This is a genomic window from Candidatus Accumulibacter aalborgensis (assembly GCF_900089955.1).
Classification (GTDB): Bacteria; Pseudomonadota; Gammaproteobacteria; order Burkholderiales; family Rhodocyclaceae; genus Accumulibacter; species Accumulibacter aalborgensis.
Genome location: NZ_FLQX01000127.1, coordinates 69,823 through 85,278, shown reverse-complemented (window position 1 = coordinate 85,278; position 15,456 = coordinate 69,823). Strand labels below are relative to the sequence as shown.

The 15,456-nt window shown below is 62.5% G+C and carries 14 protein-coding genes and 3 pseudogenes; 10 read left to right on the top strand and 7 right to left on the bottom strand.

Features of this window, described 5'->3' with window-relative positions; genetic code table 11:
• The 4 genes from ACCAA_RS14325 to ACCAA_RS14310 form a co-directional block, all read right to left on the bottom strand.
• Positions 1-384: a DUF6394 family protein gene (locus ACCAA_RS14325; protein WP_186407919.1), complete on the bottom strand. Its 384-nt coding sequence runs from the start codon at positions 382-384 to the stop codon at positions 1-3.
• Between the two features lie 224 nt (positions 385-608).
• Positions 609-2,411 carry a chorismate-binding protein gene (locus ACCAA_RS14320; RefSeq protein WP_186407918.1) on the bottom strand — a complete coding sequence of 601 codons (1,803 nt, stop codon included), beginning with the start codon at positions 2,409-2,411 and terminating at the stop codon, positions 609-611.
• A gap of 92 nt (positions 2,412-2,503) precedes the next feature.
• Complete coding sequence (locus ACCAA_RS14315; RefSeq protein WP_186407917.1) at positions 2,504-2,731, bottom strand: sulfurtransferase TusA family protein; 228 nt, start codon at positions 2,729-2,731, stop codon at positions 2,504-2,506.
• 19 nt (positions 2,732-2,750) lie between these two features.
• Positions 2,751-4,223, bottom strand: coding sequence for a M48 family metalloprotease (locus ACCAA_RS14310; protein WP_186407916.1), 1,473 nt, complete (start codon positions 4,221-4,223; stop codon positions 2,751-2,753).
• Positions 4,224-4,401: 178 nt separating this feature from the next.
• Between ACCAA_RS14310 and moaC the strand changes: the two genes are divergently transcribed.
• On the top strand, positions 4,402-4,884 hold the full coding sequence (gene moaC / locus ACCAA_RS14305; RefSeq protein WP_186407915.1) for a cyclic pyranopterin monophosphate synthase MoaC: 483 nt from the start codon (positions 4,402-4,404) through the stop codon (positions 4,882-4,884).
• A gap of 102 nt (positions 4,885-4,986) precedes the next feature.
• Here moaC and ACCAA_RS14300 read toward each other — a convergent pair whose 3' ends face one another.
• On the bottom strand, positions 4,987-5,496 hold the full coding sequence (locus ACCAA_RS14300; protein WP_186407969.1) for a DUF1269 domain-containing protein: 510 nt from the start codon (positions 5,494-5,496) through the stop codon (positions 4,987-4,989).
• 578 nt (positions 5,497-6,074) lie between these two features.
• Here ACCAA_RS14300 and ACCAA_RS14295 point away from each other — a divergent pair.
• Positions 6,075-7,196, top strand: coding sequence for an alkene reductase (locus tag ACCAA_RS14295; protein WP_186407914.1), 1,122 nt, complete (start codon positions 6,075-6,077; stop codon positions 7,194-7,196).
• Positions 7,197-7,259: 63 nt separating this feature from the next.
• On the opposite strand, the gene ACCAA_RS14290 is transcribed toward ACCAA_RS14295, so the two are convergent.
• Both ACCAA_RS14290 and ACCAA_RS14285 read right to left on the bottom strand, forming a co-directional pair.
• Positions 7,260-8,711 carry a hypothetical protein gene (locus ACCAA_RS14290; RefSeq protein ID WP_186407913.1) on the bottom strand — a complete coding sequence of 484 codons (1,452 nt, stop codon included), beginning with the start codon at positions 8,709-8,711 and terminating at the stop codon, positions 7,260-7,262.
• Positions 8,712-8,750: 39 nt separating this feature from the next.
• The gene (locus tag ACCAA_RS14285; RefSeq protein ID WP_186407912.1) at positions 8,751-9,653 is read right to left on the bottom strand and encodes a glycosyltransferase family 2 protein; all 903 of its coding nucleotides are present in this window, start codon (positions 9,651-9,653) and stop codon (positions 8,751-8,753) included.
• A 390-nt stretch (positions 9,654-10,043) separates the two neighbouring features.
• Between ACCAA_RS14285 and ACCAA_RS14280 the strand changes: the two genes are divergently transcribed.
• The 8 genes and pseudogenes from ACCAA_RS14280 (at position 10,044) to ACCAA_RS14245 (ending at position 15,432) form a co-directional block, all read left to right on the top strand.
• The gene (locus ACCAA_RS14280) at positions 10,044-10,943 is read left to right on the top strand and encodes a GNAT family N-acetyltransferase (RefSeq protein WP_186407911.1); all 900 of its coding nucleotides are present in this window, start codon (positions 10,044-10,046) and stop codon (positions 10,941-10,943) included.
• Between the two features lie 123 nt (positions 10,944-11,066).
• A pseudogene (locus tag ACCAA_RS14275) lies at positions 11,067-12,147 on the top strand (nitrogenase component 1).
• Entirely contained in the window at positions 12,140-12,643 is a 504-nt protein-coding gene (locus ACCAA_RS14270) for a nitrogenase component 1 (RefSeq protein ID WP_186407910.1), read from the top strand. The pseudogene ACCAA_RS14275 and the gene ACCAA_RS14270 overlap by 8 nt, the downstream one beginning before the upstream one ends.
• A 77-nt stretch (positions 12,644-12,720) precedes the next feature.
• Positions 12,721-13,218 (top strand): SoxR reducing system RseC family protein, encoded by a 498-nt coding sequence (locus tag ACCAA_RS14265; protein WP_186407909.1) that lies wholly within the window; start codon positions 12,721-12,723, stop codon positions 13,216-13,218.
• A complete protein-coding gene (locus ACCAA_RS14260) occupies positions 13,208-13,633 on the top strand; it encodes a NifX-associated nitrogen fixation protein (protein ID WP_186407908.1) in 426 nt (141 codons plus the stop codon). The genes ACCAA_RS14265 and ACCAA_RS14260 overlap by 11 nt, the downstream gene beginning before the upstream one ends.
• A gap of 75 nt (positions 13,634-13,708) precedes the next feature.
• A pseudogene (gene nifU / locus ACCAA_RS14255) lies at positions 13,709-14,405 on the top strand (Fe-S cluster assembly protein NifU).
• Between the two features lie 48 nt (positions 14,406-14,453).
• A pseudogene (locus ACCAA_RS14250) lies at positions 14,454-15,153 on the top strand (cysteine desulfurase family protein).
• A 39-nt stretch (positions 15,154-15,192) separates the two neighbouring features.
• The gene (locus tag ACCAA_RS14245) at positions 15,193-15,432 is read left to right on the top strand and encodes a hypothetical protein (RefSeq protein ID WP_186407907.1); all 240 of its coding nucleotides are present in this window, start codon (positions 15,193-15,195) and stop codon (positions 15,430-15,432) included.
• Positions 15,433-15,456: the final 24 nt, after the last annotated feature.

The window sequence follows — 15,456 nt, the reverse complement described above, 5'->3', positions numbered from 1 at the left end:
TCAGCGACGCAACATCACGGTTTCCACAATCAGCAGGACGACCGAAACGACGTTGGCAAAGAGCGCCCCACCGCTCAGTGAAACGACACTGGTGGTGACATCGGCGGACATTCCATCGCCGCTCACATGCATTGCGAAAGCCCACACGCACGCCGCCGCAACGAGCTGCAGGTCGGCGACCAGACTGGTCGACAGGTGCACCGCGCCAATCTGCGTCCGATCGCCGAACTTCAGCACGGTGGCAATCAGGTTGACGACGATCGCGGCAAACAGCTCGTAGATGTGATGGTGCAGCGGTTGGTCGATCTCGCCGAGGAAGAAGCCGAAGTTCAGCGTGGCGGCCAAAACGATGAAGAAACCGAAAACCACTTTCTCTAGGTTCATGAGCGCCCCTTCCAGGCCAGGCAACACCGCCGCGCGAGCGGTAACGAAATGCGGTTCTTGCGTAGGAGGCAGCATACATCGGCGCTGAGCGCCGTGGTTCAACTCATGGTCGGGAATCTGGACTAGCCCAAACGGTCATCACTTCTCGATACACGGCCGATCATCAAAGTCATGACCATTTCCCTCCCTTGCCGGGAGGTTTCGCCCATGCGTCCTGGCAGCGGTCAGCGCTCCAGGACGACCGGCAGCAGGCCGCGCAAGGCATTGCCCACATACAAGACAGACCGCGGCCACAAATCCTCGATCCGCAGCACCTTCTCGACGGCGCGGCCTGACTCGAGCAGCGTTCTTCGCATGACTCCGGGAAGCAGGCCGCAGGCCAGAGGCGGCGTCAGCAATACCCCGTTGCGCTCGACAAAAACGTTGCTGCGCGCCCCTTCGCAAACCTCGCCGCGTGAATTCAGGAAGATCGCGTCGAACACCGTCGGCCGGTCGGCCAGTGCCGCCAGGACGCGATCATAGCGGGCACGTGCCGTCGTCTTGTGGCGCAGGAGATAGTCATCGTCAGCCAGCGTTTCAGCCGCCAGGAGCACGTGCCACGGTTTCTCTTGATGGACCTCCAGAGGTGACGACACGACATGGCAGCGGCCGTCATGCGCCAACGTCAGACGAACGCGAAACACGCCGCTCGGCCGACAGGCGGCTTCGGCGGCCAGTGCGGCAGAAACGGCCGGCAGCGTACAGGAAAAACCGAGCGTCCGCGCCGAGGCCTGCAGACGCTCGAGATGAAACACCAGCAATGAATAGGCGCCGCCTTCCAGGCGCAGCGTTTCGAGCAGCTCGAAGCGCGGATCGAAAGCGGTCAGAAAGCGCGCTTTCAAAAGGCACTCCGCGTACTCGCGCGCTGCGTCCGCGTCGGCCACGATGCCGCTCCCGACGCCGAGTCTCGCCTGGCGCCATGGGCTCCGCTGTGGTCCCCGATCTGGCTGCAACTCAATGGTCCGGATGGCGACATTGAAGCGGCAGTCACCATCCGGCGCCAGCCACCCCAGCGCCCCGGTATACAGCCCGCGCGGTGATTCCTCCAACTCGGCAATACGCTGCATTGCTCGTATCTTCGGCGCGCCGGTGATCGACCCGCAGGGGAACAGCGCGCCGAACAGGTCCGCCAGGCATGCCCCAGGCAGATCCGCGACCACCGTCGATACCAGTTGCCAGAGCGTCGGATAAGCCTCCGCGGTACACAGCGCTTCGACGCTTACTTTTCCCGGCCGCGCCAGACGGCCCAGGTCATTGCGCAGCAGATCGACAATCATGATGTTCTCGGCACGCTCCTTGGCCGAAGCGAGCAGTGCGGCCCGTTTGGCGTCATCTTCCAGCCGCGTGCGGCCACGCGCTGCGGTGCCCTTCATCGGCCGCATCAGTACGCGATTGCCACAGCGCGCGAAGAACAATTCCGGCGAGAAGGACAGGATCGTCTCTTCCGGCGTGCAGACATAGCCACCATAGCGGACCGGCTGGCGTTCGCGCAGGCCAGCATAGAGCGCCAGCGGATGGCCGTAGATCTCGAAGGTCAGCGGAAAGGTGAGGTTGATCTGGTAGCAATCGCCATCGGCGATCCAGCGACAGATCCGCCTGACCAGTGCGGCATGTTTCGCCGCGTCCAGGCCAAGAGACAGCCCGGCGATTCCCGCCGGACGCAGATACTCGGGCAAGGCCGCCAGTTGATCGGCCAGGAACTCGCCCACCGCTCTCGCATCGAGCCATTGGCCCTCGGCGAACTCCCAGGCGCGCAACACCGGACGGCCGCACAGGGCTGGCGCAACGGCCGCTTCGAAGCTGGCGCCGAGCGCGTAGTCGGCAGCCAAGGCGACCCACTGGCCGGCAGCAAGCGAGGCTTCGATCGCCCTGAAAACCACCGCCGGATCGTCGGCGACCTCGATTTGCCAGGATCGGCGCCGTTCGGTCAACAGCAGGACGCTGCCATCATCGCCATCAAACAGCGCAAAATCGGTGCCGAGGGGCATCACTCGCTGAGCTGGACGTCTGCGGCCCGGGGTGCCGGATTGCGCGCCATCATCCGGGCGGCCGCTGGTGCTACAGCCACCGAAACGGCCCTTTACTTGCGCTTGAGATAATACTCAAAGACGTCGTTCATCTCAGCGGAAGAGAGGAGATCATTGCCGGTCTGCCTGGCGAAGGCCTGAAAATCCTTGACTGAACCTGGATCGGTAGCCAGAACGTGCAGCACTTCGCCGGAAGACATCCCGGCGAGTGCTTTCTTGGTGCGCAGAATGGGCAGCGGGCAATTCAGCCCTTTGACATCGAGTTCTCGGTCGAAATGCATGGTCTGGTCCAGAACAAAACTAGGGTACATTGTAGCCGCCATTCTTCTTCTCTTTGGCCTCTTCCGCCTGCAGCTTGCGCAATTCGCGCAGGCGCGCGTCCACTGCCGACTGTTCGAAGAAGTTTCCATCAGTCGCTTTTTGCGCGAACTGCAACTGTTCTACGGCCGGCATCAACTGTCCCTGCAGGAGATAGTACTCGGCCTGAGCACGGTGCTGCTGCAGGCGCTTGCCGGCCGCCGAAAAAGTTCTCGCCTGCAGGCCGTACAGCTTGTAGTCCGAACCATGGAGCTGCAACTGTGCCTCAAGAAACGTCAGACTCTGTCCGTAGTGGCCGGCGGCGATCAGCGCTTCGGCATAGCCATAGATCAGCGCCGTGGACTGGGGATAGCGCTGCAGGGCGTCGCGGTAGATGGTCAATGCGCCGGGCAAATCGGCGGCGGCCATCCTGATCTCGGCTGCCAGGCCGGCGATCATGGGCGACGATACCTTGAGCGCGATGAGCGCATCGACTTCGCGCTGCGCAGCGGCCACATCCTTGGCCTTCCACAGCGCATACGCCAGGCCGTAGCGGGTCGCCGCCTCGGAGGCATATTTCCTGTCACGCAACTGCTTGCTGAACTCGCTGACCGCATCGGCAGGAGCGACCATTTGTGCCCTGAGCTTGGCCCGGACGAGCTGGAAGTCAAGGCTGTCGGCCACTTGCCGATAGGGCGCATTTTGCGCCCGGTTCTGCATATCCGAGATACGTTCGAGGGTCAGCGGATGCGAGCGCATATAGACCGGCGCGTTGTTCTCGTACACCCGCCCCGCTTGCTGTAGACGGCCAAAGAAGTCGCCCATGCCCTGCGCATCGTAACCGGCATTGGTCATCGTCTGGAAGCCCACGCGATCAGCCTCGCGTTCAAAATCGCGACTGTAGGCCAGTTGGGCCTGAACCGACCCGGCCTGCGCCGAGGCGATGGCCGCACTCGCCACCTGCGAGTTGGAGCGGGCGGCAAGCACACCGACCGCCATGGCGATCATCGTGGCGATCGAGTTCTGTTTCTCGCGGGCGATTTGCCGGGCGAGGTGATTCTGCATGACATGCGAGATTTCATGGGCCAGTACGCCGGCCAGTTCGGATTCCGACTGTGCGGTCAGCAGGGTTCCGGTGTTGACGCCGATGAAGCCGCCAAACATGGCGAAGGCGTTGACGCTGCCGTCGCGAACGGCAAACAGGTGAACGTTGCCTGTCGGGTTCAAGCTGCCGGCCACCAGGCGGCTGCCGAGCGCATTCAGGTAGTCGCTGATCTCGGGATCGTCCACATAGCTCGGCTCGTGCAAGCGGATTTCGTTGTAGATGCGCTCACCGATCTTCCGTTCGAGTTGCGGCGAGAACTCGGCACGCGCCGCCTCGCCGAGATCCGGCAGCTCATCAGCCAGCCCCCGCGAGGGACTGCCGAGCAAAGCGAGAACGGCCAGCGCTACGGTGGCAAAAACGATTCTGATCAAGGCGGCGACTCCCGGGTGAGCGTCAGCACGTGCTGACGAGGGTGATGCTATGATACTCAATCCTGAGCGGTCGAATTGTTACCACGCGTTACCAAGCGTTACCGTCGTCTTCAGGTAATCATCATCCCTCTTGCCGCGTGTGCTCCGGCGAGTTCTCCCACCTTCGGCAGTGAAACCCATGCCCCTTAGCCCGCTCACCCACTTCGACGCCCACGGCCAGGCGCAGATGGTCGACGTCGGCGAAAAGGCCGCCACGCACCGCCAGGCAAGTGCTGTCGGCAGCATCCTGATGAAGCCGGAAACCCTCGCTCTGATCATTGCCGGTTCGGCCACGAAAGGTGACGTTCTCGGCGTCGCTCGCGTCGCCGCGATTCAGGGCGCCAAGCGCACGGCTGAGCTGATCCCCCTGTGTCACCCGATCGCCCTGACCAAAGTCTCGGTCGATTTCGCGATCGACGGCGAGGCCAATGCGGTGCATTGTCTGACCCGTGCCGAATGCTTCGGCCGCACCGGCGTCGAGATGGAAGCGCTTTGTGCCGCCAGTATCGGCTTGCTGACCATCTACGACATGTGCAAAGCGGCTGACCGCGGGATGCGCATCGAAGGCATTCGCCTGCTGGAAAAGGTCGGCGGCAAGTCAGGGCACTGGGTAGGTGAATGATTCCCGCACCGTACCCTGAACACCGCGAAAGTCAGTGATGCCGTAACTGGCGCACGTCGCATTCCGCCCGGCAGGCAACGACCAGCCGAGCAGGAACGCTGCTCACGGAAATGAAGGGATATTCGGCTCGGTACCTTCCAGTTCCGCTTCCGGGTGATGCTTCTGGATCAGTTCGCTGATTTCCGGCACGCGTGATATCGGCACGTCGATGAGCATCAGGAGTTCGCCTCGCTCGATAGCGTCTTCGAATTTCTTGTGCCGCGTGTTGCCGACGCTCAGACCCACCATCCCGCTCAACCAGGCGCCGACTCCTGCACCGGCAAGGCTGGAACCCAGCAAAATGCCGCCGGCGATGACCACCGCGCCTGGCGTGAGCGCCAGGCCAACCAGGCCAGCCAACACACCCACGGCTCCCCCCAGCGCCAGTCCGCGATGGACTGCCGGAACGAAATCGGATTTTTGCAACATCGAGGCTTCAGGAAGTGCATGTAACTCTGTGTCACGCCTGGCCAGGATATGCATGTGCCTCTCCTCGACGCGCGCCAGGAGCAACTCATCCACTATCGTCTCGGCCACTTTGACGTCTGGTACCAGAAAATAGATTCGTTTGATCTTCACGTTGTCCCCCGACTTGTCTGAACTGCTCTCTTCTGCTACGCAATCATCTAAATATATGGCGAGAGCGGCCCCCTGTGTCAAGAAGAAATTGCACTTGTTTCCCGGTAAATTTGTTCTCCAGGGGGCTGGGCACCTGGGAGCAGGTTTTTGTTCATTCGCAAGGGGTCAGTCTCGAAGGGGGTAACCGGTCCGCGCGCGCAAAACGCAGCGTGTCCAGCACGAACACCGGTGGACAGCAACTTTGTTTCATGTGTCGAAGGTCAACGCCTTTCCCGGTGACGCGTTTGGTGAACCTTGGTCAAAGTCCTCGCCACGCAGTGGCGACCGGTCGCCATTTCGGGGCTGCTGGGGAACGCCGTACGCCAACTCGGCGTCAGAGTCGCTTTACAGACCAGCCCAGGAGTTATTTTGCGGACTGCTCCCGGGCTGCGGGTTTCTGCCCAGGGAGTGCCCGCGATCACTGACCGGGCCTCGCCGCTGCCATCAAGCCGACACGTGCGGAAGGCAACATTCTCCTGTCGATTCCAGCTTGAATGGTAACCGGTACAGGCATCAACGGAGGTACACCTACAATGTCCAGAATTCTGTTTTCTCGTTGTTCGCTCGGCGGGCTCTTGCTGCCGAACCGCGTCGTCATGGCGCCGATGAACCGTAACCGCGCGAGCGACGGGCAACTCGCACCGACGGCATTAACTGCCCGGTACTATGCACAGCGCGCCTCCGGCGGCCTGATCATTGCCGAAGGGACGCCGGTTTCTCCGCAGGCACGCGGCTGTGCGCGGACGCCCGGGATCTACAGCGAAGCGCAGATCGCCGGCTGGAGAAATGTCACCAGGGCGGTGCATCGCGCCAACGGCCGCATCTACCTGCAGCTCTGGCATGTCGGGCGTGTCGGCCATTGCAGCTTGCGTGTCGACGGGTCGCCACCCGTCGGACCGAGCACGCTCTGCCTGCGCGATGACCGGGTACCGATCCTGGCCGGGACCAGTGAGCCCGTGCTGGTTCGCTGCGACCCACCGCGCGCGCTGGCGACCGGCGAAGTCAAGGCGATCGTCGGCGATTTCGCGCGTGCCGCAGACAACGCGATGTCCGCCGGTTTCGACGGGGTCGAAATCCATGCTGCGAACGGCTATCTGTTCGACCAGTTCCGCTGCCCGTATCTCAACGACCGTACCGATGAGTACGGCGGCACGACGGAGGATCGCTGGCGCTTCCTCCTCGAAACCGCGGACGCCGTCGCCGACGCGGTCGGCAAGGCGCGTGTCGGCGTGCGTATATCGCCGCTGGGTACGGCGCACGAAATGAAGCCCGACCCGGACCCGCTGTTCACCTATGGCTATCTGGCCTGTCAGCTCGACCGGCTGGGGATTGGCTATTTGCACGTCTATGACCAGTCAGCGAGCTGGATGCACGATGCGCAAAATGATCTGCTGCAGCACCTGCGGTCGTGCTACTCCAGGACCATGATCCTCTGCGGCGGTTTTGACCGTCAGCGTGCGGAAGCCGCGCTACGCGCCGACTGCGGTGACCTGGTCGCCTTTGGCAAGCACTTCATCGCCAATCCAGATCTGGTCGAGCGTCTGCGCCTCGGGGCGCCGCTGGCACCCCTGAATGCAAAGACAATCTACAAGGGCGGCGCCAGAGGTTACATCGACTATCCCTCGCTGGAGGAGGAAGCCGTGGGTCAAACCTGAGCGCACGCTGGCTGCGTGCTCCGTGAGGAGACGCAGCCAGCCGGCCACCATGGCGTTGAGCACTCAGTCGCCGATGATCAGCACGGCGTCTCCCTTGCGATTGGCGAACTGGGTCAGAATCCGCTTGTGCTGTGCGGCCATCCAGAGCTGAAGAGCCGGATCGTCAGGTTTTGTGGTCAGCACGAGATAACGAAACTCGTCTCCTTGCCCGGCAGCCAACACTTGTTCGGCAGTGACGTCTGGCCGCGGGAATCCTCTGCCGGCGTAATAGGCGATTCGTGAATCGGCATAAAATATGGCATCCGCAGGCTGCGTATGTTGCGACACCCAAGTCGCCGCCTCCAGGTAGTGCGTTTTCTTGGCGCCGAACGAAACCACGTTATGCAGTGTAACGAGGGCTATCAGGACCATGAATACTCGCGACCAGCGCGGAAAGTGCCGGAAAAAAAGCATTGCCGCGACGGTCAGGAAGGGCACGGCGAGCAGATTCAGGAAGCTGACATAACGCGAATTGATGAAGCGTTGTTGAACAAAGAAGACCATCAAGACACAGAAGTACGCCAGCCAGCTCCAGGCAAAGGGCTTCAGCTCTCGCCAATAGTCACGCAGGCCGCGCCAGCTTGCGCGGTACAACAGCGGTAGGGAGAACGGCCCGTTGAGGACGAAGAACTTCATCAGCAGGGTGAGCGACAGGCCATAGAAAATGATCTCGCGGGCATCCTTCGCGGAGTATTTCTCAAGTGCTGCTGTGGCAAATCGGTTGGCCATCAAATCGAACTGCGTCTCTAGCTTGCGCGGATCGAGCATCTCCAGGTAAAAGGCCACCCGCGGCTGCGAACTCCCCTCGCCGGCGAACAGGCCGATCAGCCCGATCAGGCCGGCAGCAAGCGGCAAGGCGTTGAGCTGCAGCAGCATCAACCAGACGCGACGTGCAGGCAGTTCAGCCAGCAGGCAAAAGCACAGAACCGGCAGCAAGAGCACCGCCTCCAGGCGGAAGAGCGCGGCGCAGGCAATCGCAAGCTGCACCGCGGCCGCCCGCAGCCAGCCGTCGCGCTCCAGCCAGCGCAGTGCCAGGAACAAAGCCAGAATGCAGAAGAACCAGAATCCTTGCTCTCGGATGATGTCGTCGCGAAACTGGTTGAACGCCGGCAGCGACCACACGACGAGGCATGCCCAGTAGCCGCTGCCAACCGCGAATCGTTGCGTCACGGCGACCAGCAAGGCGCAGGTGCCGCCCATGAAGCCTGCACACCACAGGGTTGCGGTCAGTTCCAGTGGCAGGCCAAGAAACCAGTGAGTTCCCGCCAGCAGGAAAGAAAACCAGGGCCAGTTGAAAAGCTGGTAGGCGACCCTGGGTCCCTGGTCGACAGCCTGCTGCGCGACATGGAGGTAAAGCCCTGCGTCCCGGCCAACGATAACCGTGCCGGACACCGCGATCAAGGACAGCAACAGGCTGCCAAGGAAAGCCAGTGTCGGTGGCGAAACCCGGCCCGGCAGTCTAGGGAAATCAGGCATCAAGGCACTCTGCGCAAAGCGTGGATAGTTGATTCGTGATCAGGTGAGGGCGCGAATGGCTTTGCGTAAATACCTCCAGCGCAAAGCTTGGAAAAAGCTCAGGCGCAGCGCCGAACGATAGAAACGTCTCGCCGTGGGCCGATCATCCGCCTGCAGAGCAGCGCGAAACAGCGACAATTGGCGTTTCGCCTCGTAGCGTTGGCGCAGCGACTGACATTCGACGGGCAGTCCGGCGAACAATTCACGCACCATGATGGCGGCGCGCTCCTCTTCATTCGTCCGCTCGTGCCGCAGGCTGTCAGGATGTTTGTGGATCCGCGCCAGCGCTTGGTCGGTGGTGGCGACCGGGGCACTGACCAGCAGATAGGCAAACACCGCAATGTCCTCGCCGGCGCGCAGGCACTCCGGATAGGGACGCTGGAGCAGCAAATCACGGCGAAACAACGAGCAACCGTGCGAAATCGAGATGCGTCTGTCGAGCAGGTAGCGCTTGGCCAATTGCAAGGGCGAAGCGGCAGGCACCGGCGTCGGCCTGTGCAGGCGTTCGCGACCGTCCGGATAAACGGAAATCTGCGCGCCCAGGACCATGCCCGCGGCAGGATGCTTCGCCACTACGGCGCGCAAGGTCGCCAAGGCATCCGGAGTCAGCTCATCGTCAGCGTCCAGCAGGAGCGCATAAGCTCCGCGCGCGACGCGTATCCCGTGATTGCGGGCGGCGGCGGCACCCGCATTCACCTGTTGGATCACCCGCAAGCGGGCGTAGCGGGCGGCGTATTCCGCCAGCACCTCGCCGGTATGGTCCGTCGAGCCGTCGTTGACCACGATCAGTTCCACGTCCGCCGTCTGCTGCGTGAGTACCGATTCGAGCGCGCGCGGCAGCAGATGAGCGTAGTTGTACGCCGGAACGATGACGCTGATCAGGGGTTCACCGGCCTCTGTCATGCCACTCGACGCCGTTGCCGAAGAGCAGGACACGTTTCCCGGTGTGGCCGCCTGGCGGCAACCCGCAGAGTGTCGCCCTTGACACCGCCGGGTTGACTCTTCACAGCCAAGATCTGCCACCTCTCTGATAGGGAGCCTGCCCGGCGATGCCGGAGGCGATACCCGCATTGTCCACGATCCGCACTGCGATGCAACCCTTTGCGATCGACAGCGGCCGTCGCTGCCAGCCATGACATTACCCCCTTTCGGTCGCCGGTGCCTGCCAGCCCAGAGGCAAAAGAGGTACATTCTCTCCTTTTCTCTCTCGGCGAGGATCGCTCGAAGCATCATGTGGGATGACGGCCAATGGGTAATCGGCGGCGATGCCTCTGCTCCGGCGCAGGAACGTGCATGTTGAATCTGCTGCGCGCCTGGCGAGAGCGTGGCTGGACGCAAATCGATGCCGCCGCTTATGCGCAAGCCTGGCAGCATTTCGGTGGCAGCGTCGCCACTCACCCGGTCATCGTCGAGCGGCTGGCTGGTCTGGCGCGGATGCCTGTGCGTTACCTCGGCTGGTTCGCGGGCGGCGAACTGCTGGCCGCGGTTCCCTGCTGGGGGAGCCATCTCGCGCTGTCCAAGGAGGTGCTGAAAGAACGCCGCCTGCGCGGCGCGTTCGATCTGGGCAATGCCGAGGTTATCTTGCCGATCGCCGCACAGGCCTGTGTTCCGGTGCGGCAGCGCATGTCTTACGTCTCCGACCTCAATGCCGGGCAGGTCAGCAGCCGCCTGAAGGCACAGCCGGAAGGTCTGGCGCTGGCACGCACGCCCGAGGAGTACTCGAAGAAGTTTCGTTACAACCAGCGGCGCGAGCTGCGTCTGCTCGAGGAAGCGGGGGGCTGCGTGCGCCCGATGCTCGATTTTTCGCCGCTGCAGCAGGCGGCCATCTATGCCGACCTGTTCGAGCGCCGGTGGGGCTTTTCCCCCAGGGACAAGGCGCATCTCGGCGAAGTCTTTGCGCTGCTGCGTGAGTTCATGACCGGCGCCGTTCTGCTGCGCGACGAGCAGCCGATGGCCATCCAGATCCTCTATCGGGTCGAAGCGCCGAAGTGGATTTCGCTCGAATACATCAACGGCGGGTTCGATCCGCAAACTCGTGATTTCAGCCCCGGCAGCGTCTTGAGCTTCATCAATACGCAAGCCGCCTGGCAAGACGCGCGCGCGCTTGGCAAGCCCCTGCGCTATTCGTTCGGTCGTGCCGACCGTGGCTACAAGGAGCGCTGGTGCCAGCGCGTGCTGGTCTATCGGATCTAGCCGCCTGGCGATGTCGACATTGTCGCTTTTGCGACCAGCCGGGATGAAAAAACGTGAGTGAATACAGCGCGCTGTAGTTGGCATTTATCTTGCTTATGGTTATCCAGACATCTGGAGAACTGCATGAAAGCCAGCGAGATCCAGGCGCTGCTCGACGAGCCGGCCTGTAGCCACAACGAGAAGGACAAGTCGGCCTGCGCGCGACCAAAGCCAGGCGCCACGGCGGGCGGCTGTTCCTTCGACGGCGCGCAGATCACTTTGTTGCCCATCGCCGACGTCGCTCACATCGTGCATGGCCCGATTGCCTGCGCAGGCTCATCGTGGGACAACCGCGGCACGCGTTCGTCGGCGGTCAGCCTGTACCGCATCGGCATGACCACGGATCTGTCGGAGACCGATGTGGTCATGGGCCGCGGCGAAAAGCGCTTGCTCCACGCGATCAAACAGGCGGTCGACAGTTATTCGCCGGCGGCGGTCTTTGTCTACAACACCTGCGTTCCGGCGCTGATCGGCGACGATGTCGAAGCGGTCTGCAAGGCCGCCGCCGAACGCTGGGGAACGCCGGTCGTGCCGGTCGATGCCGCCGGGTTCTACGGCGTGCAGGGCATGTCCAACGCACTGCGCGATTTTTGCCAGGCTGATCAGCGACGCGGATCTGACGGCCCGCACCGAAGCGCTGATTGCCCGCGAGGAAGCCCGCTCGCAGGCCGCGCTCGCCCCCTGGCGGCAACGCCTGCAGGGCAAGCGGGTGCTGCTCTACACCGGCGGGGTCAAGTCGTGGTCGATCGTTTCCGCGCTGCAGGATCTGGGGATGACGGTCGTCGCCACCGGCACCAAGAAGTCCACTGAGGAAGACAAGGCGCGCATCCGCGAACTGATGGGCGAGAGCGCCCGCATGATCGACGACGGTAGCCCGACGGTACTGCTGTCGATCTACCGCGAATACCGGGCCGATATCCTGATCGCCGGCGGGCGCAACCTTTATACGGCGCTCAAGGCGCCGATTCCCTTCCTCGATATCAACCAGGAGCGAGAATTCGGCTATGCCGGCTATGCCGGCTACGACGGAATGGTCGAACTGGCTCGCCAGTTGGCGCTGTCGATCGAAAGCCCGGTCTGGGAAGCGGTCCGCAAGCCGGCGCCATGGGCGCGCGCCAGCGGGCAGCGTACTGGCGGCGTGAGCTGGGAAGGCACAGGTGGCTGAAATCGTCCATTCGAAGAAAGCGCTGGCGATAGAAGCACTGATCGAGACGCTGGTGCCCGAGACCCGGAGCGCGGGACAACGCCGGCAGCAGATCAATGTGCTCGCCTCGGCGATGTTGACACCGGGCGATATCGAGGCCATCAGAGAGTGGATCGAAGCCTTCGCTCTCTCGGCGGTCATCGTTCCGGACATCGGTGATTCGCTCGACGGCCACCTGATCGACGCGGAGTTTTCGCCGCTGACCATCGGCGGTACGCCACGCGCCGAGATCGTTACCGCGGTCAGCCCAGCGAAGGCGGAAAGCCTGGCCCATCTGCCGATCCCAACGGTCATCGTCGGCGATCTGGAAGAGCTGGAGAAAGACGCGCGCGCGGCTGGCGCGCAGCTCGTGATCGCCAGTTCGCACACCGTTGAGAGCGCACGGCGACTCGGTCTGCCGCTGTTGCGCGCCGGCTTCCCGCAGTACGACCACGTGGGCGCACATGCCCGCACCTAGGTGGGCTACCGTGGTACACGGCAGGCCCTCTTTGATGTCGCCAGCTTCGCGCGCATGGCAGAGGAGGGCTGGCAAGGATGAGCGCCAGAACGATCGAACATCGCGGCATCGTCCAGCGCGTCGAAGGCGACATGGCCATCGTCGCCATGGCCACTACCGGCTGCTCTTCCTGCGGCCAGGGCAGCAGTTGTGGCATCGGCAAGATGGCCAGCGGGCGCGCCACGACCTTGCTGACGCTGCCGGTGAGCGCCGAGATCAGGGCCGGAGACGCGGTCAGCATCGTGCTGCCGGAAAGCCGTCTGACCCTTGGCGCGCTCCTCGGCTATCTTTTCCCGGCCTTCGCCATGCTCCTCGGCGCCTGGTCCGGCGCCATGTTCGATGGCAGCGACGGTGCCACCGCGCTGGGCGCGCTGAGCGGCTTTCTCGGCGCGCTCTTCACCGCCCGCTTGGTGATCGCCAGGCTTCCCGGCCTGCTGCCGGTCCCACAACTGATTCACCCGCTCAACCGTTCGCCGATTGCCGGAATTGCCAAGCCTTTCAACCTTTCTCCGCAGGAGTTGCGCCATGACCGTTGATCCAGTCTTCGAAACCGATTTCGTCAGGGAAATGGCTCGCCAGATGCGCGCCCTCGACACCTACGGCACCTACAGTGACTGGAGCGTCGAAAAAGTCCTCGACCCCTACGTGCTGACCCGCGAACGCAAGGCAGGGATTCCGCTGATCGGCGACCCGGACGACGAAACAATCTCGCGCGTCAAGGCCTTCTACAACGCCATTTCAGTGCTCATCGAGAAGGAATGCAAGCTGCTTGCCGTGCCGCTGGTGCATCTGACGCACGAGGGTTTCGGCCGCGCCGTGATCACCGTCGGCAAGCTGGTGGCCGTCGATCGCACGCTGCGCGACGTCCATCGCTTCGGCTTCGCCAGCCTGTCGAAGATGAAGGATAAAGTCGACAAGATCCTCGCCGTGGCCCTCGAACCGACAACATGATGGTCATGTCACTGGCCAACGCCATGGACTGCAAAGGTTCGCGAACACTTCTTCAACCCGCGCAACTCGGGGCCCCTGAAGGACGCCAACGGTATCGGCGACGTCGGTTCGATCCAGTGCGGCGACGCTCTCCGGCTGATGCTCAAGGTCAATGACGAGAGCGAAATCATCGAAGACGCGCATTTCCAGACCTTCGGTTGCGGTTCGGCGATCGCCTCATCGTCGACACTGACCGAGATCATCAAGGGGTACCGTAGACCATGCACTGGAAGTCTCGAACCAGAACATTGCCGACTACCTCGACGGTCTGCCGCCGGAAAAGATGCACTGTTCGGTGATGGGCCGTGAGGCGTTGCAGGCGGAGATCGCCAATTACCGCGGAGAGGTCTGGTCCGATGATCACGAAGAAGGCGCGCTGATCTGCAAGTGCTTCGCCGTCGATGCCGTGAAGATTGAAGACGTGGTCAAGGCCAACAGCCTCAACACCGTCGAGCAGGTCACTTTCTACACCAAAGCGGGGGGTGGCTGCACGTCCTGCCACGAAGGCATCGAGGAAGTCCTCGAATCGGTTCGGCCGATGCTGCAACGCGACCACGGCGACGTCGAACTGGCCGACGTGCAGGGCAAGAAGATCTACGTCACGCTGAAGGGCGCTTGTTCGGGTTGCATGATGGAAGTCGCGACGCTAGGCGGAATCCAGCAGAAGATGATCGAGACGCTCGGTGAGCTAGTGCAGGTGCTGCCCGTTTCGCTCATGCCGGCCGAAGCCTGAGAATGAATTTCCCTGCTCACTGACCGCCCATACGCGAAGGACCCCGCCATGGAACCCATTTATCCGGACAACAACGCCACCACACGCTGCGACCCGGCCGTGGTCGAGGCGATGCTGCCCTTCTTCACCGAGCACTTCGGCAACGCGTCGTCGATTCATGCCTTCGGCAGCGAAGTGGGCAAGGCGCTCAAGAAGGCGCGCGCTCAGGTGCAGGCGCTGCTCGGTGCCGAGCACGATTCGGAGATCATTTTCACTTCCTGCGGCACTGAGTCCGACGCCACGGCCACTCTCTCGGCGCTGAAAGCGCAGCCCGAGCGTAACACGGTGATCACCAGTGTCGTCGAGCACCCGGCGATCCTGACGCTCTGCGAGTGGCTGGAAAAGGAAGGCTACATCGTGCACAAGCTCAGGGTGGACAAGAAAGGCCACGTCGACGTCGATGAATATCGCTCGCTGCTGCACGACCGAGTCGCCATCGTCTCGATGACGTGGGCCAACAATGAAACCGGAACGCTTCTTCCGGTCCTAGAAATGGCCGCAATGGCCGCGGCCAAAGGGAATTCCCTACACCGCAGCGCACGGCACCATCCGCTTCTCGCTGTCGCGCTACAACACCGAAGCCGAGGTCGATCGGGTCATCGAAACCGTCCCGGCGATCATTGCCCAATTGCGCCAGCTCTCGCCGTACTGGAGCGGCAAGGGGCCGGCGGCCAATCCCGAAGCGGCTTTTGCTCCGACTTGCGCTTGAGCATTCGTTGGGCACGCTGTGCTTTGCTCAGGCGCCGATGTGCCCATTCTCGTGGCCATTCTCCTGCGCGGCGAACATCAGCGTTTCCTGTCGACCAAGCTGCTTGACTTGGGTAGTGTGGAAGAGGTCTGTCTCATCGCTGTCCGCCCTGCGAATGGAAATGATGCGGATTGCCTCATCGGATTCGAGATGTACGATCAGCACTACCAGGCAATCGAGAAGGCCGATTCAAAGGGACTCTTCCTGAGCCTCACTGCAGCGAGCGTGGCAATTTTGTGACAGACTGTGTTTGCCGTCGGACCA